The 25,646-nt window shown below is 63.2% G+C and carries 21 protein-coding genes; 4 read left to right on the top strand and 17 right to left on the bottom strand.

Features of this window, described 5'->3' with window-relative positions:
* Positions 1 to 108 precede the first annotated feature (108 nt).
* The 9 genes from sigJ to fliQ all read right to left on the bottom strand — a co-directional run bounded on the left by sigJ (position 109) and on the right by fliQ (position 11,323).
* Positions 109 to 993: an RNA polymerase sigma factor SigJ gene (gene sigJ / locus RBA95_RS10250; RefSeq protein WP_306016756.1), complete on the bottom strand. Its 885-nt coding sequence runs from the start codon at positions 991 to 993 to the stop codon at positions 109 to 111.
* Positions 990 to 1,916: a hypothetical protein gene (locus tag RBA95_RS10245; protein WP_306016755.1), complete on the bottom strand. Its 927-nt coding sequence runs from the start codon at positions 1,914 to 1,916 to the stop codon at positions 990 to 992. Before RBA95_RS10245 ends, sigJ begins: the two co-directional genes overlap by 4 nt.
* A 65-nt stretch (positions 1,917 to 1,981) precedes the next feature.
* On the bottom strand, positions 1,982 to 2,422 hold the full coding sequence (locus tag RBA95_RS10240) for a nuclear transport factor 2 family protein (RefSeq protein ID WP_306016754.1): 441 nt from the start codon (positions 2,420 to 2,422) through the stop codon (positions 1,982 to 1,984).
* Entirely contained in the window at positions 2,422 to 5,076 is a 2,655-nt protein-coding gene (gene alaS / locus RBA95_RS10235; protein WP_306016753.1) for an alanine--tRNA ligase, read from the bottom strand. The genes RBA95_RS10240 and alaS overlap by 1 nt, the downstream gene beginning before the upstream one ends.
* Before the next feature lie 171 nt (positions 5,077 to 5,247).
* Positions 5,248 to 6,330, bottom strand: a complete 1,083-nt coding sequence (gene recA, locus RBA95_RS10230; RefSeq protein WP_371933604.1) for a recombinase RecA — start codon at positions 6,328 to 6,330, stop codon at positions 5,248 to 5,250.
* Between the two features lie 135 nt (positions 6,331 to 6,465).
* The gene (locus tag RBA95_RS10225; protein ID WP_306016751.1) at positions 6,466 to 8,952 is read right to left on the bottom strand and encodes a PAS domain-containing sensor histidine kinase; all 2,487 of its coding nucleotides are present in this window, start codon (positions 8,950 to 8,952) and stop codon (positions 6,466 to 6,468) included.
* Positions 8,953 to 9,208: 256 nt separating this feature from the next.
* Positions 9,209 to 10,285: a flagellar biosynthesis protein FlhB gene (gene flhB / locus RBA95_RS10220; RefSeq protein ID WP_306016750.1), complete on the bottom strand. Its 1,077-nt coding sequence runs from the start codon at positions 10,283 to 10,285 to the stop codon at positions 9,209 to 9,211.
* 10 nt (positions 10,286 to 10,295) lie between these two features.
* On the bottom strand, positions 10,296 to 11,054 hold the full coding sequence (gene fliR / locus RBA95_RS10215; RefSeq protein ID WP_306016749.1) for a flagellar biosynthetic protein FliR: 759 nt from the start codon (positions 11,052 to 11,054) through the stop codon (positions 10,296 to 10,298).
* A 5-nt stretch (positions 11,055 to 11,059) separates the two neighbouring features.
* Complete coding sequence (fliQ, locus tag RBA95_RS10210; RefSeq protein WP_009801362.1) at positions 11,060 to 11,323, bottom strand: flagellar biosynthesis protein FliQ; 264 nt, start codon at positions 11,321 to 11,323, stop codon at positions 11,060 to 11,062.
* A 202-nt stretch (positions 11,324 to 11,525) separates the two neighbouring features.
* On the opposite strand from fliQ, the gene RBA95_RS10205 reads away from it, so the two are divergent.
* Both RBA95_RS10205 and RBA95_RS10200 read left to right on the top strand, forming a co-directional pair.
* Positions 11,526 to 13,400, top strand: coding sequence for a DUF885 family protein (locus RBA95_RS10205; RefSeq protein WP_306016748.1), 1,875 nt, complete (start codon positions 11,526 to 11,528; stop codon positions 13,398 to 13,400).
* A 220-nt stretch (positions 13,401 to 13,620) separates the two neighbouring features.
* Entirely contained in the window at positions 13,621 to 16,722 is a 3,102-nt protein-coding gene (locus RBA95_RS10200; RefSeq protein ID WP_306016747.1) for a TonB-dependent receptor domain-containing protein, read from the top strand.
* Between the two features lie 95 nt (positions 16,723 to 16,817).
* On the opposite strand, the gene fliE is transcribed toward RBA95_RS10200, so the two are convergent.
* The 3 genes from fliE to RBA95_RS10185 are packed head-to-tail and all read right to left on the bottom strand — an operon-like array spanning position 16,818 to position 18,036.
* A complete protein-coding gene (gene fliE, locus RBA95_RS10195; protein WP_306016746.1) occupies positions 16,818 to 17,132 on the bottom strand; it encodes a flagellar hook-basal body complex protein FliE in 315 nt (104 codons plus the stop codon).
* Between the two features lie 37 nt (positions 17,133 to 17,169).
* Positions 17,170 to 17,586 (bottom strand): flagellar basal body rod protein FlgC, encoded by a 417-nt coding sequence (gene flgC, locus RBA95_RS10190; RefSeq protein ID WP_306016745.1) that lies wholly within the window; start codon positions 17,584 to 17,586, stop codon positions 17,170 to 17,172.
* 30 nt (positions 17,587 to 17,616) lie between these two features.
* The gene (locus RBA95_RS10185; RefSeq protein WP_306016744.1) at positions 17,617 to 18,036 is read right to left on the bottom strand and encodes a flagellar basal body protein; all 420 of its coding nucleotides are present in this window, start codon (positions 18,034 to 18,036) and stop codon (positions 17,617 to 17,619) included.
* Between the two features lie 149 nt (positions 18,037 to 18,185).
* Here RBA95_RS10185 and RBA95_RS10180 point away from each other — a divergent pair, with 149 nt between their 5' ends.
* Together RBA95_RS10180 and fliP are read left to right on the top strand one after the other, a co-directional pair.
* Positions 18,186 to 18,560 carry a flagellar biosynthetic protein FliO gene (locus RBA95_RS10180; RefSeq protein ID WP_306016743.1) on the top strand — a complete coding sequence of 125 codons (375 nt, stop codon included), beginning with the start codon at positions 18,186 to 18,188 and terminating at the stop codon, positions 18,558 to 18,560.
* A complete protein-coding gene (gene fliP, locus RBA95_RS10175; protein ID WP_306016742.1) occupies positions 18,557 to 19,324 on the top strand; it encodes a flagellar type III secretion system pore protein FliP in 768 nt (255 codons plus the stop codon). Before RBA95_RS10180 ends, fliP begins: the two co-directional genes overlap by 4 nt.
* Here fliP and RBA95_RS10170 read toward each other — a convergent pair.
* The 5 genes from RBA95_RS10170 to fliL are packed head-to-tail and all read right to left on the bottom strand — an operon-like array spanning position 19,321 to position 25,490.
* The gene (locus tag RBA95_RS10170) at positions 19,321 to 22,656 is read right to left on the bottom strand and encodes a lipopolysaccharide assembly protein LapB (RefSeq protein ID WP_306016741.1); all 3,336 of its coding nucleotides are present in this window, start codon (positions 22,654 to 22,656) and stop codon (positions 19,321 to 19,323) included. The genes fliP and RBA95_RS10170 overlap by 4 nt on opposite strands.
* Complete coding sequence (locus tag RBA95_RS10165) at positions 22,640 to 23,338, bottom strand: MotE family protein (RefSeq protein ID WP_306016740.1); 699 nt, start codon at positions 23,336 to 23,338, stop codon at positions 22,640 to 22,642. Before RBA95_RS10165 ends, RBA95_RS10170 begins: the two co-directional genes overlap by 17 nt.
* A gap of 2 nt (positions 23,339 to 23,340) precedes the next feature.
* Positions 23,341 to 23,739, bottom strand: coding sequence for a DUF6468 domain-containing protein (locus tag RBA95_RS10160; RefSeq protein WP_306016739.1), 399 nt, complete (start codon positions 23,737 to 23,739; stop codon positions 23,341 to 23,343).
* A complete protein-coding gene (fliM, locus tag RBA95_RS10155; protein ID WP_306016738.1) occupies positions 23,736 to 24,893 on the bottom strand; it encodes a flagellar motor switch protein FliM in 1,158 nt (385 codons plus the stop codon). The genes RBA95_RS10160 and fliM overlap by 4 nt, the downstream gene beginning before the upstream one ends.
* A 12-nt stretch (positions 24,894 to 24,905) precedes the next feature.
* Positions 24,906 to 25,490, bottom strand: coding sequence for a flagellar basal body-associated protein FliL (fliL, locus tag RBA95_RS10150; RefSeq protein WP_306016737.1), 585 nt, complete (start codon positions 25,488 to 25,490; stop codon positions 24,906 to 24,908).
* Positions 25,491 to 25,646: the final 156 nt, after the last annotated feature.

The following is a 25,646-nucleotide window of genomic DNA, read 5'->3' as shown; positions in this document are numbered from 1 at the left end:
ATGCGCCCCTGTTCGCCCGATTTGGCCTTGAGGTTAACCTTAAACGGGAAAATCCAGACGCTTTATGAACGCAGGGTACGAAAAGACTGCGACGAAAGCGCCCCGGCGCTAGTCAGCAGCCCGCACGGGCAGCTTGTCCGGATTGCGCATGGTGTAGAGCCAGCCAATGCGCGCAGGATCAGTCCGTGACGGCGCCAGGGTGGTAATATGGTCCAGCGAACCGCCCTCCAGAATGGCGATGGCCGGCGCGCCATTGACGCTGACCCATACCGGCGCGGCGCCGATTTGCTTGCGGGTCGCAAGCGCATGCATGACCTGGGCGGTTTCATCCGCGCCATAGAGTGGTCGTAGCGCGGCGCGCGCCTTGCCCCCACCATCAGAGATGGCCACCACATCCTCGGCCAGCACATCACGGATCACTGCAAGGTCACCGGTAGCACTCGCCTGCATCAGCCTGTCCAGTAAGCCCATCACTACCTCACGCGAGGCGCCGATCTGCATGGGCGCAGCGCCGGTCTTGGCGCGCGCCCGGCTGACAAGCTTGCGGCAGGCCGCCTCGCTCTTGTCCAGCACGCTTGCGATCGCCGAATAGGGCTCTTCGAAGGTGTCGTGCAGGACAAAGGCGGCGCGTTCGTCCGGCGTCAGGAACTCCATCACCCAGACAAGCGCAAGCTCGGCCTGCTGGACGGTTTCCAGCCGCGCGGTGAAGTCGCTGGCCGGATCTTCCATCAAGGGCTCGGGCAACCAGGGACCGATATAGGCTTCACGACGCGATCGCGCGCGCCGCAAGGCATCAATCGCAAGGCGCGTCGTCACGGTCCGCAACCAGGCGGCGGGCTGGTCGAGGTCCTCCACCTCGACCGTGCGCCAGCGCAACCAGGCCTCCTGGACGACATCCTCTGCAAGCGCGCGCTCGCCCAGCATCCGATAGGCCAGCGCCACAAGCGCGGGGCGCTGCGCTTCAAAGACAGAAACGGACGTATTCTGGCTCATGAGGGTTTCACATTGAGAGTTTCACCATCCACGCTCAGACGCAGGCATGCCTGTCCATGACCAAGCGCGCGCTTGAGCAGAGGATAACTCCGCGCGACCAGCACCGCATAGGCCGCCGCCAAAACAGCGCTCTTGCCGTATTGCCGAGTAATGGCATGTCGTAATTCCGGAAGAGCCTCATTTCCCTGCATCAGCGCCTGTGCAAAGCGAAACCCCAGTACCGCACTCGGCTCGGTGTTCTCGTGATCGCCATCAATGAGCGCGCGCACGACTGACGGACTGACGCCCCGGGCCAGCACCATGTCCACAGTCAGTTGGGCGCAGGGACCACAATCTTCTTCCAGCATTGCGCCCAGCGTCGCGCCCGCCAGCAGAAGCGACGGCGCCGCGCCCTGATAAGCTGCAAGCCCCTGGAAGGTCTGAAATCGCACCAGGGTGTCCGGCGCCATTTCGGAAATCTCGTGCAGATAGCTGGCGTCGTAGGACCATTGACGTTCAAACTGTTCCGTCAGCCTGTGCTGCAGGGTTCGTCCGCCAAAGCCCGGGCTGAAAGCCGGCACACGAAAGAGGGCGATGCCGGCCGCGATGACAGGCGCAATCACCCCCAGGAGCTCGGCCCAGAGCGCGGCTGTACTGGCAGGGCCCATGGTGACCAGTCCGAACACATGAAGCCCCGCATGAAGCGCAGGCCAGCTGATCCCGGCCAGCATCAAGGCGCGATGGCCCATCCAGGCGCCGATGCCCAGCACCATGCCCGACGCCAGAAACGCAAATCCGATATCGGCAACGAAATGCGGGTTGTATGGTCCCGTCGCGATGACGCCAGGGGTAAGCGCGTACCAGAGCGCGCCGTCCAGCAGCATGGCCAGCCCGAGCGCAATCAGGATCAGGGCGCAGGCGTATACGGTCAGTCGTGAAAACATGTCAGTCTCCCTTTGCTGGAAGATCTGACGGATCAGCCTGTCCGGCTGTGACGGCGGGGCTGTATTTATCCCCGCTTCAGCGTCACGAAGACTTCCGACGCGATACGCCAGCCATCCCCGTCCAGACGCCATTTGGCGAAATAGCGCCCCGAATAGCGCACAGCGACGCCGTGAGCGGACCATTGGCCTTTCCAGCGACCCGTCTCGGCGGCGAGCAAACCGTCCTCGCCCACATCAATCCGCATGGGCGTGCGCACATAGCTGACATCGGGCGCCTGACCGATAATGGAGCGCCAGGCATCAAGCTGGGCCGAACGCCCCGCCATCAGCTCGGCGTCATCGCCGGGCACCAGCGTGCAATCTTCGCACAAGGCCGCTTCGATGCCGCTGTAATCGCGATCGCTCAGCGCCTGATTGAACGCGGTGCGGGCGGCGGCGATCTGTTTCGCCGCCGCCTTGTCACCTGTCAGCTGAACAACCGCGCCGGGTTTGGCTCGCTTGACCATCAGCCCGCCAGAACCTGACGAATGGCGTCCAACGCGTCTTCGGCCTTGTCGCCATCCGGCCCGCCAGCCTGGGCAAAGTCGGGACGACCGCCGCCGCCCTTGCCGCCCACGGCAGCGGAGCCGGCGCGCACGAAATCGACCGCGCTCATCGAGCCTGTCAGATCCTCGGTCAGGCCCACGGCGAGCGCCGCCTTGCCCTCATTGACGCCGACGAACGCGGCCACGCCCGAACCCATCTGCTTGCGCGCCTCGTCCACAAGACCGCGCAAATCCTTGCCGCCAACACCTTCGACGACGCGCGCAATCAGCTTGATCCCGTTGATCTCTTCCGGGCCCGCCGGCGCCGCGCCGCCGCCCCCGCCCATGGCGAGTTGCTTCTTGGCTTCGGCCAGTTGGCGTTCGAGCATCTTGCGCTCGGCCTGCAGGCCTTCGATGCGCTCGACTAGCTCGACAGTCGGCACCTTGAGCGCCGCGGCGGCGTCTTTGGCCTTGTTCGCTTCGGTTTCAAGCCATTGACGGGCGGCTTCACCGGTCACGGCTTCCAGGCGGCGAACGCCTGCAGCAGCAGAGCTTTCACCAATGATCTTGAACAGGGCGATATCGCCTGTGCGGTCCACATGGATGCCGCCGCACAGCTCGACCGAATAGGCCTTGTCGTCGTCCTTGAGGGACTCGCCCATGGCCAGCACGCGCACGCTCTCGCCATACTTTTCACCGAACAGAGCCAGCGCGCCGGCCTCAATCGCCTTTTCCGGCGACATTTCAGCAATCTTCGCCGCCGCATTCTGCCGGATCACCGCATTGACCTGCGCCTCGATGGCGGCGGTTTCCGCCTCCGTCAGCGCCTTGGCATGGGAGAAGTCGAACCGCAGCCTATCGGGGCCCACATAGGAGCCCTTCTGGGTGACGTGCGGGCCCAGTACATCGCGCAAAGCGGCATGCAGCAGGTGCGTGGCGGAGTGATTGGCGCGCACCTTGGTGCGGCGTTCCGCATTCACCTTCAGGCTGGCGGCGTCGCCGATCTTGATGGCGCCGCTCTCGAGCACACCGATATGGGCGTAGATCTCGCCGGCGCGTTTCTGGACATCGTTGACCGTGAACACGGCGCCATTGTCAAAGGTGATGACGCCCGCATCGCCGATCTGACCGCCGCCTTCGGCATAAAACGGCGTGGACTTGAAGATCAGCTCGGCGCCCGCGCCAGCGGACAGTTCAGATTGCTCAGCGCCCTCGGCGACGATGGCGGTGAGCTCGGACTGCCCGTCATGGGACTGATAGCCGGTGAAATCGGTCGCGCCGAGACGGTCCCGCACCTCAAACCAGAGCGCTTCGGGCGCCGCCTGCCCCGAGCCGGTCCAGCTGGCGCGCGCATCCGCGCGTTGGCGCTCCATGGCGGCGTCAAACCCGGCATGGTCCACATTGAGCCCGCGGGTGCGCAGCGCATCCTCGGTCAGATCGAGCGGGAAGCCATAGGTGTCATAGAGCTTGAACGCGGTTTCACCCGGCAGCGCATCGCCTTCCTTGAGATTGGCGGTGGCTTCATCGAGCAGGGTCAGGCCGCGGCCCAGCGTGCGCTGGAAGCGCTCTTCCTCACCCCGCAGGGTTTCCTCGATCACCGGCAGGGCGCGCGGCAGCTCGGGGAAGGCTTCGCCCATCTCGTCCGACAGGGTTTTCGCCAGGCCGTACAGAACCGGCTCATTGGCGCCCAGAAGGTGCGCATGGCGCATGGCGCGGCGCATGATCCGGCGCAGCACATAGCCCCGACCCTCATTGGAGGGGGTGACGCCGTCAGCAATCAGGAACGATGACGAGCGCATATGGTCGGCGATCACCCGGTGGCTCGCCAGCGCATCACCCTCGGCCTTCACCTTCAGCGCGTCTTCGGACGCGTTGATCAGCGTCTTGAACAGGTCGACATCATAGTTGTTGTGCACGCCTTGCAGCACGGCCGCGATCCGCTCCAGACCCATGCCGGTATCGATGGAGGGCTTGGGCAGATTGATACGCTCACCACCCGCCTGCTGCTCGTACTGCATGAAGACGAGATTCCAGATCTCGATGAACCGGTCGCCATCCTCTTCCGGCGTGCCCGGAGGGCCGCCCCAGATATCCGGGCCGTGATCAAAGAAGATTTCTGAGCACGGACCACACGGACCGGTATCGCCCATGGACCAGAAATTGTCCGAGGTGGAAATGCGGATGATCTTGTCATCGGAAAGCCCGGCGATCTTGCGCCACAGCGCCGCCGCCTCGTCATCCTCGGAATAGACCGTGACCAGCAGCTTGTCCTTGGGCAGGGCGAATTCCTGGGTGACCATTTTCCAGGCGAACTCGATCGCGTTTTCCTTGAAATAGTCGCCAAAGGAGAAATTCCCCAGCATTTCAAAGAAGGTGTGGTGGCGCGCCGTATAGCCCACATTATCAAGGTCATTGTGCTTGCCGCCCGCCCGCACGCATTTCTGCGACGTGGTCGCGCGCACATAGTCGCGACGCTCGGCGCCGGTGAAGACATTCTTGAACGGCACCATGCCCGCGTTCACGAACAGCAAGGTGGGATCATCCTGCGGCACCAGAGGCGCGGACTGGACGATCTCATGGCCTTCTTTGGCGAAGAAATCGAGGAACTGGCTTCGGATATCGCGCAAGGCGGTCATGTGGGGCACTCCGGGCGCTGGCGCGCGGCGTTTGAGAGGAAGGCCGCGCGCTCACGCGGCGGCCTTTGAAAGTCGGTTCACCCCCATATACGAACGGGCGCCCGGTCAAGCCAAGCGCCCGTTGTAGATTCATCACCGAAATCAGGGGTGATGCGGCAGTTTCAACGCAGCCTAGCCGGTGGCTTCGTCGTCCAGATCATCATCCTCGCCCGGACCCACCAGCAATTCGTCAGCGATCAGGCCGGCATTCTTGCGCACCTGGGCTTCGATCTTGTCGGCGATCTGGGGATTGTCGAGCAGGAACTGGCGCGCATTCTCGCGGCCCTGGCCGATCCGTTCGGAGTCATGGGAATACCACGAGCCCGATTTCTCGATGATATTGCCCTTCACGCCGAGATCGAGCAGTTCGCCGGTCTTGGAGATGCCCTCGCCATAAAGAATGTCGAACTCCACCTCGCGGAAGGGCGGCGCGACCTTGTTCTTCACGACCTTGACCCGGGTCTGGTTGCCGATCACCTCGTCGCGGTTCTTGATCGCGCCGATGCGGCGGATATCAAGACGCACCGAAGAGTAGAATTTCAGCGCATTGCCGCCGGTGGTGGTCTCGGGCGAGCCGAACATCACGCCGATCTTCATGCGGATCTGGTTGATGAAGATCACCAGGCAGTTGGACTTGGAGATCGAGGCGGTCAGCTTGCGCAGCGCCTGGCTCATCAGACGCGCCTGAAGACCGGGCAGGGAATCGCCCATATCGCCTTCCAGTTCGGCGCGCGGGGTCAGCGCGGCCACGGAGTCGATCACCAGCACGTCAATGGCGCCCGAACGCACCAGGGTATCGGCGATTTCAAGCGCCTGTTCGCCCGCGTCAGGCTGGGACACCAGGAGCTCGCCCACATCCACGCCCAGCTTGCGGGCATAGACCGGGTCGAGCGCGTGCTCGGCGTCCACAAAGGCCGCGGTGCCGCCGCCCTTCTGGCATTCCGCCACGGTGTGCAGGGCGAGCGTTGTCTTGCCCGAGCTTTCCGGGCCGTAGATTTCCACGATCCGGCCCTTGGGCAGACCGCCCACGCCCAATGCGATGTCCAGGCCCAGAGAGCCGGTGGAGATCGCCTGAATGTCCTGGTTCGGCTTGGCGCCCAGCTTCATCACCGAGCCTTTGCCGAAGGCGCGATCGATTTGAGTCAGGGCCGCTTCAAGCGCTTTTTGTTTATCCATGTCGCCGTCTTTCACCACGCGCAGATTTGACTGTGCCATCAGGTCGGCCCTCCTTATTTCACGCCCGACCGAGTCGAGCAATGAAGGCGACCGTACTTATTTTGTTCCCGGAACGCAAGCAGAACATTTATGGCCGACGCGGGCAAGCCATGCCTTGTGAATGCAATCAGAGCCTTAGGCGCGCTGGCGCGCCGCAAGCTCCTCTTTCACCCGTTCTGCAAGCTGCTGGATATCAAACGGCTTGGGCAGGAAGGAAATCTCGAGATCGTCCGACAAGGTGTCGGAGAACTCTTCCTTGGCGTAGCCGGAAATGAAGACGATTCGCGCATTGCCCAGCAGATGACGCCCTTGCTTGAGCAGGCCCGGGCCATCCAGCCCCGGCATCACCACGTCGGAAATCAGAAGGTCGAAGCTTTCCGGCTCCTCCTCGAGAATCTCCAGCGCTTCCTCGCCATCACAGGCCTCCACGACCTCATAGCCGCGACGCACGAGCGTCTTGGCGGCGATGGCGCGCACGGCATCCTCGTCCTCGACGAACAGGATCCGCCCCTTGCCGGCGAGATCGGAGGGTTCGGGTTCGGCGGTCTTGGCAGCCTCTTCCCGCGCCAGCTCGGTCTCTTCCTCTTCGCTCGGCACATGGCCGGGCAGATAGATATGGAAGGTGGTGCCCTGCCCCAGCTCGGAATCCACAAACAGGAAGCCGCCCGATTGCTTGACCACGCCATAGACGGTGGCGAGGCCCAGCCCGGTGCCCTGGCCGGCCTCCTTGGTGGTGAAGAAGGGCTCGAAGATCTTCTTCAGCGTCGCCTCATCCATGCCGGTGCCGGTGTCGGACACATGGATCGCGGCCCAGTCGCCATCCTTGGGATTGGGCGCCCCGGCGCGGGCCACATCCGCCGCGCTGACCGCCTCGGTGGTGATGGTCAGAACGCCGCCGCCCTGTGATTTCATGGCGTCGCGCGCATTGGTGGCGAGATTGACGAGAATGTTGTCGATCTGGTTGCGGTCTGCGCGCACCAACGGCAGATCCCGGCCATGCTTGATGTCCAGACGCACGGTCTCTTCGAGAATCTGCCCTAGCATGATCGAGCAATCCGACAGCACGTCGGAAATATCAAAGACGGTATTGCGGAAGGTCTGTTTGCGCGAGAAGGCCAGCAGCTTGCGCACCAGGCCCGCCTGGCGCGTCACTGTGGAATTGATCTGCTGAAGGTCCTGATAGGAGGGATCGCCCACCGGGTGGCGGTTCAGAAGCTCGCCCACATTGAGGCGAATGGCGGTGAGCATGTTGTTGAAATCATGCGCCACGCCGCTGGCGAGCTGGCCCACAGCCTGCATCTTGCCTGCCTGGGCGACCTGTTGCTCCAGCGCTTTCCAGGACGAAATGTCGACCACATAGGCGACGCGCTTGCCCTCGCGTGAGGGCGACAGGAAGACCTGGACCGCGCGCTCGCCATCCTCGCCGGCCTTCAGGCGCACCTCGCTGGGCTCGCCCCGACCCGCGAGCGCAGAGCCCAGCACATTGTCGATGCGACCATCTCCGCCAATCTCGAACAGGGATTCAAACGCGGCGCCCGGCACGGCCGCGCCGCCGGACAGCTTCAACAGCGCAGGGTTGGCGTCCTCGACCACCGCCACGGCGGGATCGGCGTCATCGAGCCGCGCCACGCCGAACGGTGCGGTGGCGAACATTTCATCAAACGAGCCGCCGGCGAGCGCCGTGCCGACCGGTGAGGCGTCCTGAACAGAGGCCGGGCCAGCAACCGCCGGCGGCGCACCGGTCGCAGACAGTTCATAGACCACCGCCCGCGCCTTGGCGGGACGGTCCTCGTTCCAACTCACGCAGATGACCACCGGGCTTTCTTCGCCATCGGCGTGCTTGAGCCGGGCATCCAGACGCATCACGCCTTCCGCGCCGCGCGATTGCGCAAAGGCTGCGGCAGTGTCGCCCGAGGTGATGTCCTGAAGCTTGAGCGCAGCCTCTTCACTGACGCCGAGCCAGCGGCGCAGGGTGGCGTTCGCGGCCAGGATGCGCCCTTCCGCATCGGCGCTGAACAGACCGGCCGGCGCGTGATCGGCCCAGTCGGGCGTGTCTTCGGGCTCGAACGGGCCCTCATCGCGCAGTTCGGAAAAGCGCCACAGGACGCCGCCATCATCAAGCACGGAGACATCGGCGGCATAGACCACGCTTTCGCCGCCGCCCAGCGGGATGCGACCCACCACTTCGCGCGCGGCTAGGCCCGCGCCTGCGGCGCGGTTCAACCGATAGATCGCCCCGGCGCCGGCGCCGCTGAACAGGCATTCGGGCGCGGCCGGCGCGCCCTTGCCTGTTGCGCCGGACAGCGTTTCGGCGAGTTTCACGTAAGCCGCATTGGCCCAGGACACGCGCCCTTGCGGGTCGGTGATAAGCACCGGGTCCGGCCAGACCGCCATGGCGTGCGCCGCCTGGCCCGCATTGGCGCGCTTGCGTTCACCGCTTTCGATGAGTGAGCGTCCGGCGGTCTCGCCCGCCGCCAGCGCGTACATCAACAACAAGGCCACAGAAGCGATGCCCGACAGAAGGATGACTCCGTTCCAGCCGGCGCCTGCCCCGGCGAAAATCGCGACCGCCGCTGCAATCAGCGCCCCCAGGCTGGCCGTCCAGAAAATGAGTCGGGTCAAGGGCCGTGTCAGCGGGCTTTCAGCCTGCGCAGCGTCTGTTTCGGAAGCAGGCGCGCCATCGGGCGCCGGATTTGCTGCGGAAGGCGCGCGGTGCGCAGAAAGCGGGAGGTCTGACATGACAGGCTCCGATGAGTTCAGGCCGGGATCGGCGCGGTGGCGAGTCCACGATTCGAGCGCGCAGCATCACAGGTTAAAGTTAACCATACTTCAGCGTGAGTGGCGGAAATGACCGTCCTGCGCATTTTCACTCGCGCGCTCAGGATTTCGGTCCCTTGCCCGCCAGCATGAGAACATAACCGATAACCTTGGCGACAGCAGTGAAATGTTCGGCGGGGATGACCTCTTCAAGCTCCACGCTGGCGAACAGACCGCGCGCCAGCGGCGGGTCCTCGACGATCGGGATATCGTGTTCCTCGGCCAGCGCCCGGATGCGCAGGGCGACCTCGTCGGTGCCTTTCGCAATACAGATCGGCGCGGGCGTGCGCCCCTGCTCATATTCCAGCGCCACGGCATAGTGCGTCGGGTTGGTGATCACCACTGCAGCGTCCGGAACCCGCGCCATCATCCGGCGCTGCGCCCGCTCCTGCCGGATCTGGCGCAGCTTGGCGCGGATCATGGGGTCGCCTTCGGTGTCCTTCATCTCATCGCGGATTTCCTTCCGGCTCATCTTGTTGCGGTCGATGTACTGCTTGCGCTGAAACAGGAAATCGAGAACCGCGATGACGGTGTAGGCGATGAGCGCCGCGATCATCAGCTGGATGGCGGCGGAATAGACTTCCTGCAAGATGCCCACCGGCGCGACGCCAGGCAGCACGGCCAATTCATTGCGCCGGGGCCAGAGCACCGCCGCAATGGCGAGCCCGACAATGGTCATCTTGCCCACGCCCTTGAAGAAATTCATCCAGCCCTCGGGGCCGAACATGCGCGTGACGCCCTTGATCGGATCAAGCTTGTCGATCTTGGGCGCGATCTTCTTGGGCGTGAACATCACCCCCGTCTGGACGATGTTGCCGAAGATCGCCGCGATCAGGAGCATGACGAAAGCCAGCCCCACCACCATGACCAGTCGCATGGCCGTCGCCGCCACCAGGGTCAGCGCCCCCGTGGGGTCCACCGCCAGCTCATGGGGCTGCGCCAGGAACACCTGCAGCATCTCGGCGAGGCTGCGCGACATGCCCGGCGCCAGAAAGGCCAGCATGGCGAGCCCCGCGGCCAGAGTGAACCAGCCGGACACTTCCTGGGATTTGGGAACGTCGCCTTCTTCCCGCGCCTGCCGGAGTTTGCGGTCTGTCGGCTCTTCTGTCTTTTCTGACTTGTCTTCGCCTTCCGCCATCGCGCTCGCCTCAGTTCAGAGTCGAGGCGAACCGTTCATACCGGTCCGCCCAGAGCATCACCATGGCGCCCAGCGACATGGCCATGATGGAAAAGCCGATCAGGATGTTGAGCGGCATGGCGATAAAGAAGATCTGCGCCTGCGGCATCAGGCGCGAAAGCACGCCGAGCCCCAGATAGAAGACGAGGCCGAACACGATCAGCGGGCTCGCGATCTGCACCCCGATGATGAAGGCGTCGATGAACAGGTCGAGCGCCCAATAGGCCGCATCCCCCCACATGGGCGGTTCGCCCGCCGGCATCAGCTCGTATGAGCCGGCCGCCGCCAGCAGCATTTCCTGATGCAGGGGCGTAACGAGGACGATGACGATGAAAATGAGGTTCAGGAACTGGGCCGGCAGCACGCCCGCCTGCCCCTGGGCCGGGTCAAAGGATTGCGCCATGGCCAGGCCGGTCTGATAGCCGATGATCTGGCCGGCGATCGCACCCGCCGTCAGCAATATGCGCGACGCGGCGCCGATCATCACCCCGATCAGGGTTTCAAGCCCGACGATGATGCCGATGCCGGCGAGCGTTTCCGGCGGCGCCGGCAGGGACGGCGCCACGATGGGCCCGATCACGAAGGAAAAGGCCAGCGCAAACGCCAGGCGCAAGCGCACCGGGATCGAGGTTTCGCCAATCCCCGGCATCAGCATGAGGATGCCGCCCATGCGCGCGAAGACCATCGCGGCGGCGAAAATGGTCAGGGAAAGGTCGAAACCGGCCAACATGGCCGTCAGCCTGCGACGATTCGGTCGGCGATGGTTTGCATGAAGCCGTTCAGGAGCGCGCCCATCATGGGCAGGAAGATCAACAGCGCCAGAAAGATCACGATGATTTTCGGCACGAAGACCAGCGTCATCTCCTGTACTTGCGTCAGGGCCTGAAACAGGGCGATCAAGACGCCGACGGCCAGCCCGATCAACATGACGGGCGCCGCCATGCCCAGCATGACCCAGATCGCTTCTGCGCCGATATCAAGGACTTCGCCCGCCGTCATGATGCGCTTCCTTCTGATGCGCGCCCACTGGTCTGATACTCATGCACGGATTCTGGTCTCGAGCGCAAAGCGTAAGGCCGTAAGTGTGAAATGCTGGCCCGGCTAAAGAATTTGTCATGTTCGCTCAGATTGGCGCAGCGCTCTCAAAGGTGCAGCATGTCGCGCGATGAGCGGCTGTGACCGCCAAAGGGGAGACCAACACATGATCAAGATGCTTCTTTGCAGCGCAGCCACCGCAGCGCTCATGACCGCCGGCGCTGTTGCGCATGACGGCGCCCATATGTCCGTCAGCGCCGCCGCGACCCATGCAACATCCGTCCAGGCCGAGGCTGAGCAGACCGAAACCGAACGCCTGTACGCCTTCTTCCAGGAAGCGTTCATGGACGAGGTGTCGCGTTCGCCGCAAACCCAGACCTATCTGGGCATGATCGCCGACACCGAGGCTTACGGCCAATGGGATGACATGTCCGAAGCCGCCCAGATCGAGAATTACGAACGCGGTCAGCGTCGCACCGAACAGATGCAGGCCGAGTTTGACCGGGACGCCCTCACCGATGCGGGCAAGGTCTCTTATGATTTCGCGATCCAGATTGCGGAAAACGACGCCCGCCAATTCGAAGTGCGCGACAGCCGTTATGTCTTCTCGCCCATGGGAGACGCCGTTTCGAGCCTGACCACCTTCCTGATCAACAATCACCGTGTGGACGCGCCCGAACACGCCCAGGCCTATGTGTCGCGGCTTGAAGGCATCGGCACGGTCATCGACACCCTGAGCGCACAGGCCGAGGAACGCGCCGAGAACGGCGTTACCCTGCCGCTCTTCGCCTATCCGCGCCTGACCGCCGCCGCCCAGTCCCAGCTGACCGGCGCGCCGTTCCAGGAAGGTGAAGAGGACAGCGCCCTGTTTGCGGACTTCAAGTCCAAGGTGGATGCGCTGGATATTGATGACGCGGCCAAGGCCGAGCTGATCATGGCCGCCGAAGACGCCCTTTTGAACGTCTATGTGCCGGCGATGGAGCGCTACATGGCGGCGCTCGACCGCATGGAAGCGATCTCTGATGATCGCGCCGGCGTGTGGAAACTGCCCAATGGCGAAGCCGCCTACGCCGCCTCCCTGGCCCAGTTCACGACCATCCCGGAGATGACCGCCGAGCAGATCCACGAACGGGGCCTGTCGGAAGTCGAACGCATTCATGGCGAAATGCGCGAGATCATGGCTGAGGTGGGTTTTGAAGGCTCCTTGCAGGACTTCTTCGCCTATATGCGCACCGCCGAGCAATTCCAGCTGCCCAACACGCCCGAAGGCCGCCAGGAATATCTTGATCGCGCCACCGCGGTGATCGCGGACGTGATGGAGGTCGCACCGGCCTATTTCGACACCCTGCCCGAAGCCGAGCTGGAAGTGCGTGCGGTCGAACCCTGGCGCGAAGCCACCGCCACCGGCGCGTTCTACAACCAGCCTGCGCTCGATGGCTCCCGCCCGGGCTATTACTACGTCAACCTGTCCCAGATGCAGGACAATCCGACCTACCTGCTGGAAAGCCTGTCCCTGCACGAAGGCGCGCCGGGCCACCACTTCCAGATCGCACTCACCCAGGAACTGGAAAACGTGCCGATGTTCCAGCGCTTCGCCTGGAACTCCGCCTATGGCGAGGGCTGGGCGCTCTACACCGAGTGGCTGGGCAAGGAGATGGGCTTTTACGAAGATCCGTATTCGGACTTCGGCCGTCTCTCCTACGAAGTCTTCCGCGCCGTGCGCCTGGTGGTGGATACCGGTATCCACCATTATCAGTGGACCCGCGAGCAAGCCATTGACTACATGCTGGAAAACACGCCAATGACGGAAGGTGACATTACGCCTGAAGTCGAGCGTTACATCGTCTGGCCGGGCCAGGCGGTATCCTACAAGACCGGTATGATGTTCATCCAGGATCTGCTCTTCCGCGCTCAGGACGAACTCGGCGACGATTTCACCTGGGGCGGTTTTCATGATGCGGTTCTGACTGCCGGTCCGCTGCCGCTTCCCATGCTGGAAGAGCGCGTGAACGCCTGGATCGACAGCGTGAAGGCGGGTTAGCCCCCTCAAACCTGCCCGTTTTCACACGTGAAGCCCCGCAAGGACTGCAGCCTTGCGGGGTTTTTCATGTTCGCTTTGCGAGCAAGGGCGCCACAAACTCGAGCATGACGTATATTTCTATACATACGGACAAATTTCCGGTTGCCCCCCAAACCCCAACCTGACCAAATTTTAATTTTCGCCTGAAGTTCAATGGAACCGGGCTCAGATGGGGAACAGCATGACAAAGACTACCAAAACACTCGGGCTGCGCGCTTTCGCCCTCGCTGGCGCTTCACTGGGCGTGCTCATGGGAGCGCCCGCCTACGCGCAATCAGATGAGGAATCGGCCGAAACGCGCTCATCAACTGATACGATTGTTGTGACCGGCTCTCGGATCCAGACCGACAACACGCTGGATGCGCCCAGCCCGGTCGTCGCGCTGGGCGGCGACGACATCCGCACTTCAGGCCAGCTGGATATCGGCGCTCTGTTGCGTGAATCCCCGCAGCTTCAGGCGTCTTTGCCGGGAAGCTTCTCTGCCTTCAATGGCACACCGCTGGGCGCGAGCCTTCTGAACCTGCGCAATCTGGGCACTGTTCGAACCCTGGTAATCGAGGATGGTCGGCGCCATGTCTCAGCGATTGAGGGCACCGCTTCGGTCGATGTGAACACCATTTCAACCGGCTTGCTGGCCCGGACGGAAGTTCTGACTGGTGGCGCATCGGCCGTTTACGGCGCAGACGCCGTATCGGGGGTTGTGAACTTCATTTTGCGGGATGGCAGCTCGTTTGACGGCCTGGAAGTGCGCACGCAGGCTGGCATTTCAGATGAAAGCGACGCCGAAGAATTCTTCGTGTCCGTCGCTAACGGCTTTGAGACCGCCGATGGTCGCGGCTCCATAGTCTTCGCCGGGGAATATCAGACCACTGAAGCGATCTTTGCCGGAGATCGTGACTTCGCCGGCTCCGGTTTGTTCAGCTTTGTGCCCAACAATCAGGCAACTGTGGACGCTTTCGGCGTGGACCCGCGCTTCGCCAATACCTGGGTCCCCGATTTCCGCTTGCCGATCTCCTCAGGCGGCGGCGTCATCTCTCTTTCCGGCAGCGCCTTCCTGGACGCCGCCTTGTCTGGCGGTGTGCCGGGCTGCGACTTCCCGCTGGGATCTCAAAACGTTCCGACCTGTCAGTATTTCGATGGCACAACCCTACGCCCTTATAATCCGGGCGATGTGTTTATCACTGCGTTTAACGCAAGCGGCGGCGACGGTGTTCCGGCGGAGCCTGATGACGAGCTGATCCTGCCGGAAACCGAACGGACCCTGTTCCAGACGGTGATGGAATATGACCTCACCGACAACATCCAGTTCTTTGCAAACGCCAAATACGTTTTCACCGAGACCACGGAAAGCAACCAGGTCAACGGCTTTAACGATGACATCCCGATCTCACTGGACAACCCCTATATCCCGGCCGCGTTGTCCGCTCAGATCAGCCAGCTGCAAAGCGAAGGCGTGCCGGTCAACCTGGTTGTCTCCCGTGACGTCCTGGATACGACAGCACGGTCGAACCCGGTCGCTGAACGCAAGATGTTCCGTATCGTAACCGGCTTTGAAGGCTTCATTCCACAACTGGGTCTCGATTACTCCATCAGCTACAATTATGGCCGCACGGACGCTGACATCACCTCACGCGTCCGGCTTGAAGATCGTTACTTCGCCGCCATTGATGCTGTGGTTGACCCCGCAACGGGAGAGGTCGTCTGCCGCTCGGATCTGGATCCGACAGCCGTGCCGCCCACCTCGCCCTTCCCGGCCGCTAACAGCAATTTCGGTTTCAACACGTTCAACGCCGGCGACGGTCAGTGTGTGCCGATCAGCATTTTCGGGCCGAACTCCATCTCCCAGGAAGGCGCGGACTTTATTTATCAGCCCGCCACATCCCAGAACGAGATCGAACAAGAGAATATTGTCGCTAGCATTGCCGGCGACACCTCCGCCTTCCTGAACCTGCCTGCCGGCCCAGTCAGCTTCGCTGCGGGTTACGAATGGCGTAAGGAATCGAGCTCTTTCCGGCCTGACAACTACTCGGCCGCCGGTCTGACTTTCGGCACGCTGGACTCACGTTCCGGCCCCACCAACCCGTCCTCGGGCAGCTATGAAGTCAGCGAATTCTTCGGTGAATTGCTGGTGCCCGTCCTGTCAGACTTGCCATTCATCGAAGATCTGGAACTGACAGGTGCGTATCGCTACTCGGATTACGATCCGTTCGGCGAGACCGATACCTGGACCGTTGGTGCTCGCTGGATGCCGGTCGATACGCTGACCTTGCGCGGCACTTACTCACAAGCTGTTCGGGTGCCCAATATCGGTGAAGCCTTTGCGCCGACTTTCGCCGCTTCGCTTGGGGCCGACGATGACCCGTGCAACCAGAACTTCATCAATGCGGGGTCGGAATTCCGGGAAGCCAACTGTATCGCTCTCATTGGCGATGCGGTTGCTAACGGCACCTATGATTCCACCCAGTTCCTGTCCGCCTTTGTTTCGGGCACGACGGGCGGCAATCCCAATCTCGACCCTGAAGAAGCGGAAACCCTCACCTTGGGCGCTGTATGGCGTCCCGAGGGTGAATTCAGCGGTTTCCTTGATGGCCTCATCGTTACGCTGGATTATTACGATATCCAGATTGACGGCCTGATCGACAGCCTGTCCGGCTTCGACATTGCATCAAACTGCGTGGATGCACCGACCATCAACAACCAGTTCTGCGCCGCTGTGGATCGTGATCCCGTCAACGGATTCATCACCGATTTCCGCGCTGGCATCATCAACCTCGCCGCCGTGGAGGTCAGTGGCGTAGACTGGCGTGTGGATTACAGCTTTGATGCGCCCAGCTTCCTGCCGTTCGAGGATCCGGGTGAAATCACCCTTTCAACGCTGGGCACACATTTCATCAAGAACGATGAAACCCGTGACGTTTCCTCGCCCGATGAAATCACAGATGTGCAGGGCACGTTCACGCGCCCGGACTGGATCTTCAACCTCAACGCAGACTGGATGATCGGCAATCTGTCGCTGGGCTGGGGCGCGCGCTTTGAGGGCGACCAGCTGCTGCCGGGCCTTGGCCTTGAGGATATCGCCAATGACCCTGATTTCGTGGACCGGACTCACACCGGGTCGTCCTGGGTCCATGACTTCTCGGTCGGCTATCTCTTCACCGACAAGCTTGAAGTCTATGGCGGCATCAACAACGCGTTTGACGAAGAGCCTTATCTGGGCACCTTGTCGCGTCCGGCCGGGCCGCGGGGTCGTTTCTTCTTCGCCGGCGTGAACGCCACGTTCTAAACCGCGGTCAACCGCCAACAAGAAGCCCCCGGAGCCAGGCTCCGGGGGCTTTTTTTCGTCGACCCTCAGGTCAGAAAGTCTCAAGCGGCCCTGCCCTAGATCGGCATGCGCAGGATTTCCTGATAGGCGCGTATCACCTGGTCACGAACGGCGACCACGCTTTCAAGCTGAACCTCAGCGGCAGCGACCGCGGTCACCACATCCACAAGCTCGGCTTGTCCGGTGGCGGCCTGGGAGGTCAGGGTCTCGGACTGCTGCAGGGTCTGCTGAACCGACTCCACCGCATTCATGACCATATCCCCGAAATCGCCGCCTTCCGGGCTGGCGACGGGATTGGTCTCGGCGGAGGGTTGAACGCCGGCCGCCTGTTGGGCGGCGGCGGTATAGGCGCGTATGGCGGCGAGATCCATGGGTCAGCCCCTTTCTAGAGCCGGAAAGATCCGGTGTTTAGCGACGCAGCAGGTCGAGCGTCCGCTCGAGCATGCGACGCGTGCCTTCCACCATGGTCAGATTCGCTTCGTAGGACCGCTGTGCGTCGCGCATGTCCATCAGCTCGACCAGGGAAGAGACATTGGGATATTTCACATATCCCTCGCCGTCCGCAGCCGGGTGGCCCGGCTCGTAGACCATGCGAAAATCAGAGTCATCGAGCGTGACATCGTTCATGCGCACCAGCTCGGTGCCCACCTGACGGTCGAACTCGGATTCAAACACCGGGATCTGGCGCTGATACGGGTCTGCTTCGGGCGTTTGCGCGGTCGATTCCGCATTCGCCACGTTCTCGGCGATGACCCGCATGCGCGAGGATTGCGCCCGCAGGCCTGCTGCAGAGATCTGCAGGGTTTCAGAAACGCGATCAACCATAGCCGTTTGCCTTTCTGGCGTTGCTTAGGATCACTGACCCGGCGAGCGGCTCGCCATGCGGATCATGTTCAGGCTTTTCTGGTAGAGGCTGAGCGCCGTCTCGAACCGCATCCGGTTCTCGTTGGCGTCCACCATCTGCTCTTCAATCACGACCGAGTTGCCGTTGGCGGTGGTTTCGCTGTCCGGCGCGCGCTCGGTCTTGAACTGGGCGGAACCGCCTCCGCCCTGGTCTCCGCCATAATGCTGCGCATGGGTCGTGCGCAGGCCGGTCGCGCCCTGGGCCTGTTGCCCCGCCAGCACCCGCTCGAACTCGCTGCGCGGGATGTCGTTGGGCGTGTAACCGGGCGTATTGGCGTTGGCCACATTCTCTGCGATCACACGCTGACGGGCGCCGTGATAGCCCATCGTGTCACGCAGCATGGCCAGAAGCGGTATGTCGTCCGGGCGCATCGGCGCCTCCGCCAGAGTTAACTTTGCATTCATCACCCTGCGCTGCGCCGGTTAAGGAGAGCTTAACTCGCCCGCCGACTCCCGTTAGGGCTTGAGGCTTGGATAGACACGCTCGTGTCTCACGGCCCCGCGCACAGGACGAAGCGACTTTGGACCAGCTTGATATCATTCGATATTTCGCAGCCCTGATCCTTGTATTGGGCCTTCTAGGCGGATTCGCCGTGCTGGCCAGACGCGCCGGATGGACCGGCGCCCTGCCCGCCTTTGATCGCTGGTCGCCGCAATTGCGCAAACGCCGGCTATCGGTCACCGAAAGCCTGATCCTCGATCCGCGTCGCAAGGTGGTCATCGTCAAGGTCGATGACACCGAGCATGTGCTGCTGCTGGGCGGTGAACGCGAGCAAGTGCTCGAAAGCGGACCGGCCAGGGAAGAAGCGGTTTTCGAGCCAATAGAGCCTGAAGACAGCGCTTCCGATTCAGATGACGCTCCCGCATCCATCACCCGGCTGGGAGGCGGTCAATGAAGCGCTGGCTCTATCTGGCGGGCGCGCTCGCGCTCGGCGCTCTGGCGCTGCTGGGCGCCCCCGATGCACATGCATCGGCCGGACCGGGCCTGTCCATTTCACTGGGCGGTAATGACACGGCGCTGACCGAGCGCGTCCTGCAGATGATTGCGCTGCTGACCGTGCTCAGCCTGGCGCCCTCCATCCTGATCATGACCACCAGCTTCATCCGAATCGTGGTCGTCTTGTCTCTGCTGCGCACCGCCATCGGCCTGCAGCAAAGCCCGCCAAACGCCGTGCTGATCTCGCTGTCCCTGTTCCTGACCGCTTTTATCATGGCGCCGGTCTTCACTCAGGCCTATCAAGATGGCGTGGAGCCTCTGCTGGCGGGTCAGATCAGCAATCAGGAAGCCTTCAGCGCCGCCGCCCAGCCGGTGAAAACCTTCATGCTGGCCCATACCCGTGAAGAAGATCTGGGCCTGTTCCTGAACATCTCCGGAGAAGAACCCGAAACCGCCCAGGACACCCCGGTTCACGTGGTGGCGCCCGCCTTCATGATTTCGGAATTGAGGCGCGCCTTCGAGATCGGCTTCCTGTTGTTCATCCCCTTCCTGATCATCGACCTCGTGGTGGCGAGCATCCTGATGTCGATGGGGATGATGATGCTGCCGCCCGTGATCATCTCACTGCCGTTCAAGCTGATCTTCTTCGTGCTTGTGGACGGCTGGTCTCTGGTGATCGGATCGCTGGTGCAGAGCTTTGAGCGAATGCCGCCGCCCGGCTAGCTCTCGGGCCCGGCCTGGTCGTACTGACCAAACCCGGCCATGAGCGCGTCGGTTCGTTGCACATTGGCGATCTGGCCCACCATCGCACTGAGACGGGTATCGCCCGGCGCCACGGTGCGGTTGGCGACCGTGGAGAAGGCGGCGGCGTGTTCGGTCTGCCCCATGGCCTGGCCATAGCGCGCCACAACCCGGTCCATGCCGGCCTCGTTTTCCACCAGCGCATAGGCGATCAACGCCCTCAGAACATCATGGGCCTCGGCCGGCGTGAGCGGACGCTCTTGCCGCCAGCGCTCGCCCAGAAGCGCTTCCATCAGACGGCCCGCCTCTGACCAGTTGCGCCCATCCCAGGCGATATCAGCGCGCAGCCGGTCCGCTTCGGGGCCCTGATCATATGCGACCAGCTCAAGGGCATGTTCGGTGCGGCCCAGCGCGGCCAGGGCGCGCGCCTGGAGCACCCGGCGTTCGTCCACAAGGTCCTGAGGCAATCCGGCGATTCGCGTGCTCTCAAGCGCCCGCAAGGCGTCAGAGGCGCGGTTATCAATCAGATAGACCCGCGCCAGATCCGCAGCCACCTGGGCGCGGGCCAATGACGTCATGGTGATGCGACGCTCGAAGACCTGGTGCGCCAACAGCTCCGACGCCGGCTCCAGCAGGTCGACCTCGACCAGTCGCGCTGCAATCCGGCGCGCCATGCGCAAACCATCCGGGCCTGGCGGGGTGAGGTCCTGATGCTCGTACCACAGCGCCAGCGCCGCCATTGGGTCCATCCGGTCGCCGTCACCGTTCAGGAAGATGTCGCGGAACAGGGTTTCAAGCCTGACGCTCAGACGGCGCGCCTCAGGAGTTTCGGAAAACCGCGACAGAGCATTCGACATGGTGTCGAGCGCCTCGGCGTACCGGCCAGCTTCGGCATACACCTCGCCCAGCATGGTGGAGGCCTCGACCTCCACATCATCGCCGCGCCAACGAAAGCGCAGGCTTTCGAGCAATTCCACGGCTTCATCAAGCGGGATACGATCTTCCGCGACTTCCAGCCGGACCTTTTCAAGCAGCGCCCGGGCCCGCGTCGGACGCCAGTCCGAATTTGTGAGCTCGTCATAAAGCGCGATCGCCTGGTCCGCATCACCGGACGCGGCGGCGAGCCCGGCTTCGACCAGCCCGACCTGGGCGCGCGCTTCAGGATCATAGTCCTCGGCGATCACCACATTGAGCAAGGGCTCGACCGCGCCCAGATCATTGGTCTTCAGCGCAGACATGGCGTGCAGCGATGTCAGACGCGCTCGCCAGACCGGATCCATGAAGTACAAGGCTTCGCGGCCCTGTTCGAAGCGGCGCCGCGCCAGCGGCCAGTCACCAAGCTGGGCCGCCGTCGCGCCGCGCCAGGGCTGAGCGGCCGGGTCGTTTACCAGAATCGGATTGGACAGATACCGTTCCGCATCGTCATACCGGCCCATCATATAGCTCGCCACACCGCGCAGAGCGGCGATCTCCGGGGTCGCATCCAGAGACGGGTTTTCCTCCACTGCGAGCTCCACCAGCCCCAGCGCTTCCGCGGCCAGCTGCCAGCCCAGCTGGAAGCGCGCCAGATTCAGGATGGCCTCGGGGTCGAGGTCAGAGGCGCGCCTCTGCAGCTGCACCTTGGTGTCCCGATAGGGCTGAGCGCCGCGATAGGACGCCAGATCCAGAAAGCCCGGCGTGACCGGCCGATCCAGAGAGCCAGACAGGCCGGGGCTGGCGGCCCGGGTCAGGGCCAGCCCGCCCGGCCGGGTCAGATCGGCGCCGCCCGCCCGCACGGTGAACTCCAGATCATCGGCCAATGGCTGGAGCGCCACGCCCTGTGTCGAGGGCAGCATGATCGCTTCCACATACTGGCGCGGGGAAATCACCCCGTACTTCTCGCCATCACTGGTCAGGACCAGAAGCGTGTCGCCCACCACGGGGTCCGTCACTTCACGCACGCTGCGCGCGCCGCCGAAATTGAAGCGCAAGCGTGCAGGCCGGTTGACGCCCGTCTCGCGCATGACGCGGATCGGTGATGGCGGGCGGTCCACGGTTTCGCCAAAGGTGAACACCCAGCTCGTACCCACGGCCCGGACATCGGTCTGGGTCGAGTTCGGCGCCTCGATGCGGATCGCGGTGTAGTCGGGCCCGGTCAGAACGTCATAACTGCGGATATGCCGACCAGCGAGCGCGTTCATTTCGCCCAGATCGAGTTCCGCCGCGGCGTCAAACACGATCCAGATCGCCGAGCCGCGCCGAAAAACCGCCGCGCCCGGCAGTGCTTCCCACGGCACGCTGAGCACCACATCGGTGCCGCTGCGCCGCGCTTCCAGAGGCACGATGCCGGAGGCGGGCACAGGATCGACCGCAGGCTCGAGCATGGCCGGCTCACCAGCCTCTGACGCCGGATCCGTATCCAGCGCGCTCGCCTCTTCAGTGATCGTTTCTCCGCTCGATTCCTCGCCGGACTGGGCCTCGAGCTGATCAGCGTATTCAGAAAGCGCCGCTATCACCGAATCCGCACCACCGGACGCGGTCATGGATACGTCAAAGACCACACGGCCCGGCTCATCGGACCAGACCCGCGCTTCCGCACCAGGACCCAGCAGGAAAGACAGGGACAGGCTGTCTGCGTCACGCTGCGTCACAGCATCGATATAGCGTGGCGGCGCCGCGAACAGTTCGGAGAAATCCCCATCAGCGGCTCGCGAAAAAGTCAGCACCGCGCGATCATCGCCCTGTTCCAGGGCATAGGTCACCTCTTCGGGCCATTGGAAGACCAGGCGCGTGTATTCCGCAGCTTCACCAATACGAAGATCAACGGGCAGAGCGGGCGGCGGCGCGGCGGCGGCCGCGGCAGCCGCAGCGGCGCGCGCCTGCGCCTGGCGATCGCGTTCACGCTGGGCCAGCTCATAGGGGCTGACCACATCGGGCAAGGGCTCAGTACCGGGCGGAGCGATATCTATGGCGACGATGTTGTGAGACACCGAAACCCGGCCTTCCAGCGTCTGGTTGAGCGCCAGGCGCAAGGTGCGTCCATCCGGATCCAGTCGCGCCATGGCGACATACTCGGGCAAGGCCTCGGTGATCTCGGTGGCGTCCGCATCAATCGCTTCGGACAGGTTCGCGACCAGCACGGCGCCCGCCGCGACTTCCGCATTGGCGGTCAGCCCGTCTCCGTCCAGTTCAGGCAGGATGATCTGGACACGCGCCGTAGCGCCCTGGCGCGACACATCAATCCGCGCCGGCGCCTGGGCCAGCGCGGACGCGGACATGACGACGCTGAGCGCCGCTCCGGCAAGCAGTGAGAGCCGCTTATCCCGCCGTCGCATCAAGGCGGGCCTCCGCTTCCGCGGTGGTTTCAGGCGGTTCGGCGCGCATGCGCAACATATAGGTCAGCTCGGCTGCGAAATTGGGCTGCATCTCCGCCATGATGGCGGCGAACTTGCGCGCATTGGTGTTCTGCAGCTGCTCGGCGACCAGAAGAAGCGTGGTTTGATCGGTCTCCCGCATGGAGGTGAGAATATCGGCGGCAGCCGGCGGTTCGAGCTGGGAATAGACCGCCACGATGGCGTCGATCTGCTCCTGGCGACGCTCGTCGAGCATCCCCAGAAGGCCCCGCACCTCATCGCGCAGGGCTTCCAGCTCACTCACCCGGTCGTCGACGCGCTGTTCGGCGACGGTCAGCAATTGCTCGCGCGTATCGAGTTCGGCTTCGCGCTGGTCCAGGGACCGGCGGCGTTCCGCAAGGCGCCGTTCAAGGCCCAGCTGGGCCGTTGTGGGGGCTGCGCGCAGAGCCGGATTGGCCGAAGGCGGCGGCGCCGCCGGCGGCGCCGGGCCTTCATCCACTTCCTCTTCGGGCTCTTCCTCTTCTTGAGCAGGCGGCGCCGCCGCAGCAGCGTCAGCCCGTTCGGAAATCAGCGTCGCCGCCTCATCAGCCAGCGATAGCGCCTTCAGGCCCAGAAGGCCTGCCAGCACCACAGTCAACAGCATGAGGGGACGAACAGGCGTCATGATCAGCGCAGCGCCTTCAACGCATTCAGTCGCCGACGCGAGCGCGTGGCTTCGGGATCGTCTTCGTCAGGGCGCGGCGTTTCGCGGCGCGGGCGATGGCTCAACCGCTCCGCGCTGACATCGGCCTCACCGGAGAGGAACCGCAATTCATCGGCCAGCTTGCGCGCCCGATCGACTTCTTCGCGCAAGGTCTCGCCGCCATCGCGAGTGGCGCGGTCCAGCGCGCTGAGCGTGGCGCGCGCCCGCTCCACGGCGTCATTGAGCGCGGTGATCGTGCCGACCAGCCCGTCCTGACCGCTGCGCAACGCGCGCAACCGTCTGTCGACCCGCCAACACATGATGACCGCCATCAACAAAAGAACACAGACAAGCGCTTCAAAGGCGATACCGGCGAGCGTCATGAGAACCCCATCAAACTTTTCTTCGCCGTCGCGCTGAGCGGGCGATCCAGACGAACGCCTATGTTGTGCCCGATTCGGCCCATATGGCCGTGCGCCAAAGGAACCGTGCCGCATCGCAGCTCGATCAATCCATCGGGGCCGGCATCCAGCATCAGCGTGTCGCCCACCTTGAGATTCATCACCTCGCCCAAGGGCTTGCGCATTTCGTCTAGGACCGCGCTGACCTCCATCTTGGTGGACCACAGCTCGGTCGCCAGGTGGCTTTCCCAGATATTGTCGCGGCCGAACTTCTCACCCATGAACTGCTGCAGCAGCATTTTCCGGATGGGTTCGAGGGTCGCGTAAGGCAGCAACAGCTCGATGCGTCCGCCGCGGTCTTCCATGTCGATCCGCAGCTTGACCAGGATGGCGGCATTGGCCGGACGCGCAATGGCGGCGAAACGCGGATTGGTCTCGACCCGATCCAGATCGAAATCCACTTCGGTCAGCGGCGCGAACGCCTGACGCGCATCGGCCAGCACCACTTCGATCATCCGCTGCACCAGCGTACGTTCGATGGTGGTGTAGGGGCGGCCCTCGACCCGCATGGCGGAAGTGCCGCGGCGTCCGCCCAGCAGAACGTCCACGATCGAATAGATCAGGTTGGAGTCCACCGTGAGCAGGCCGTAATTGTCGAGCTGCTTGGCGCGAAACACCGCCAGAATGGCCGGCAGCGGGATCGAGTTCAGATAGTCCCCGAAGCGGATCGAGGAAATATTGTCCAGACTCACTTCCACGTTGTCGGAGGTGAAGTTGCGCAAGCTGGTCGTCATCAGCCGCACAAGGCGGTCAAAGACGATCTCCAGCATCGGCAGGCGTTCATAGGACACCAGCGCCGAATTGATGATCGCCCGGATGCCCGAGCGCTCATTGGCGTCATCATCGGAAACCGAGAACCCGAGCAGGGAGTCGATCTCTTCCTGATTGAGGATGCGCTCAGGGCCGGAAGACTGCTGGGACGGCAGAAAGGTTTCACCATCCCCGTCGACCATCGCCTCCCATTCAGAGGCCAGGTCGTCGCCGTCATCGCCCAGGGAGTCGAAATCAGGCTGTTCGCCCGCTGCCGCGGCCTCCCATTCAGCCGCCATCGCATCCTGATCGATTTCGTCGCTCAATTCCGAACTCCGCTATTGCTGCATCACGAAACTGGGCAGCAGCACGCCGTCCACAGTTTTCGGGGCCAGCACCAAATTGGTGCGCCGGATCAACTCCATCCGAATGCGGTGTGATCCGGTCGAACCGTCAATGTCTTCCACCCGCAAGGCCCGGAAGAATTCCACATATTCGTCGCGCAGCAGCATCTGGACGTCCTCGCGCGCCAGCATTTCGCCCACATCGTGGTCGGAATAGGCGAGCGCGATCTGCACTTCGAGCAGCACTGAGCGATTGTCCGGGCCGGACATGTCCACGATCAGCGGCTCTTCAAACCGGAACAGTTCGGCGAGATGCGCCTCTTCCTCGGCATGTCCATCGCCATGGCCATCCGCCGACGCCTCACCATGGGCTTCGCCATGCTCGCCTTCAGCGACGACTTCTTCCTCGCCGCCGCCCAGGAAGAACAAGGCGCCCGCCACCCCGGCCAGGATAACGAGGATCACCGGCAAGCCGATGAACAGGATCATCTTCTTGAGGCCGCCCTTCTTGGCTTCCTCTTCACCTTCTTCGCCTTCAACGCCGTCTTCGCGGGTTTCGTCTTCGGTGTCTTCAGCCATCAAGCTGATTCCCTTGGCTTGCGGATTTGCACAGTTCCGCCAACGATTAATCAGTGCTGCGGTTAACGATCCGTTTGGAAACGGCGCCAGTGGGCAGATTTTTCCCCTCGATGCAGCGCCAGCAGGCAAGCCTCGCCGCCCAAACCACCGCGCCCA

It is taken from the genome of Oceanicaulis sp. MMSF_3324 (assembly GCF_030733545.1).
In the GTDB taxonomy this organism is placed as follows: Bacteria; Pseudomonadota; Alphaproteobacteria; order Caulobacterales; family Maricaulaceae; genus Oceanicaulis.
The sequence above is the reverse complement of the archived record's forward strand: the minus strand, read 5'-3'. Positions and strand labels throughout refer to the sequence as shown.

What these genes read in the sequence shown, in the direction of transcription:
- fliR (WP_306016749.1), bottom strand. Translation starts at nt 11,054, where the DNA reads ATGTTGGCCGGTTTCGACCTTTCCCTGACCATTTTCGCCGCCGCGATG.
- flhB (WP_306016750.1), bottom strand. Translation starts at nt 10,285, where the DNA reads ATGGCGGAAGGCGAAGACAAGTCAGAAAAGACAGAAGAGCCGACAGAC.
- RBA95_RS10185 (WP_306016744.1), bottom strand. Translation starts at nt 18,036, where the DNA reads ATGCGCCCGGACGACATACCGCTTCTGGCCATGCTGCGTGACACGATG.
- alaS (WP_306016753.1), bottom strand. Translation starts at nt 5,076, where the DNA reads ATGACCGCCTTGCGCGATATCCGAAGCCAGTTCCTCGATTTCTTCGCC.
- recA (WP_371933604.1), bottom strand. Translation starts at nt 6,330, where the DNA reads ATGGCACAGTCAAATCTGCGCGTGGTGAAAGACGGCGACATGGATAAA.
- RBA95_RS10200 (WP_306016747.1), top strand. Translation starts at nt 13,621, where the DNA reads ATGACAAAGACTACCAAAACACTCGGGCTGCGCGCTTTCGCCCTCGCT.
- RBA95_RS10240 (WP_306016754.1), bottom strand. Translation starts at nt 2,422, where the DNA reads ATGGTCAAGCGAGCCAAACCCGGCGCGGTTGTTCAGCTGACAGGTGAC.
- flgC (WP_306016745.1), bottom strand. Translation starts at nt 17,586, where the DNA reads ATGGTTGATCGCGTTTCTGAAACCCTGCAGATCTCTGCAGCAGGCCTG.
- sigJ (WP_306016756.1), bottom strand. Translation starts at nt 993, where the DNA reads ATGAGCCAGAATACGTCCGTTTCTGTCTTTGAAGCGCAGCGCCCCGCG.
- fliE (WP_306016746.1), bottom strand. Translation starts at nt 17,132, where the DNA reads ATGGATCTCGCCGCCATACGCGCCTATACCGCCGCCGCCCAACAGGCG.
- RBA95_RS10160 (WP_306016739.1), bottom strand. Translation starts at nt 23,739, where the DNA reads ATGACGCTCGCCGGTATCGCCTTTGAAGCGCTTGTCTGTGTTCTTTTG.
- RBA95_RS10245 (WP_306016755.1), bottom strand. Translation starts at nt 1,916, where the DNA reads ATGTTTTCACGACTGACCGTATACGCCTGCGCCCTGATCCTGATTGCG.
- RBA95_RS10205 (WP_306016748.1), top strand. Translation starts at nt 11,526, where the DNA reads ATGATCAAGATGCTTCTTTGCAGCGCAGCCACCGCAGCGCTCATGACC.
- fliP (WP_306016742.1), top strand. Translation starts at nt 18,557, where the DNA reads ATGAAGCGCTGGCTCTATCTGGCGGGCGCGCTCGCGCTCGGCGCTCTG.
- fliQ (WP_009801362.1), bottom strand. Translation starts at nt 11,323, where the DNA reads ATGACGGCGGGCGAAGTCCTTGATATCGGCGCAGAAGCGATCTGGGTC.
- fliL (WP_306016737.1), bottom strand. Translation starts at nt 25,490, where the DNA reads ATGGCTGAAGACACCGAAGACGAAACCCGCGAAGACGGCGTTGAAGGC.
- RBA95_RS10170 (WP_306016741.1), bottom strand. Translation starts at nt 22,656, where the DNA reads ATGCGACGGCGGGATAAGCGGCTCTCACTGCTTGCCGGAGCGGCGCTC.
- RBA95_RS10165 (WP_306016740.1), bottom strand. Translation starts at nt 23,338, where the DNA reads ATGACGCCTGTTCGTCCCCTCATGCTGTTGACTGTGGTGCTGGCAGGC.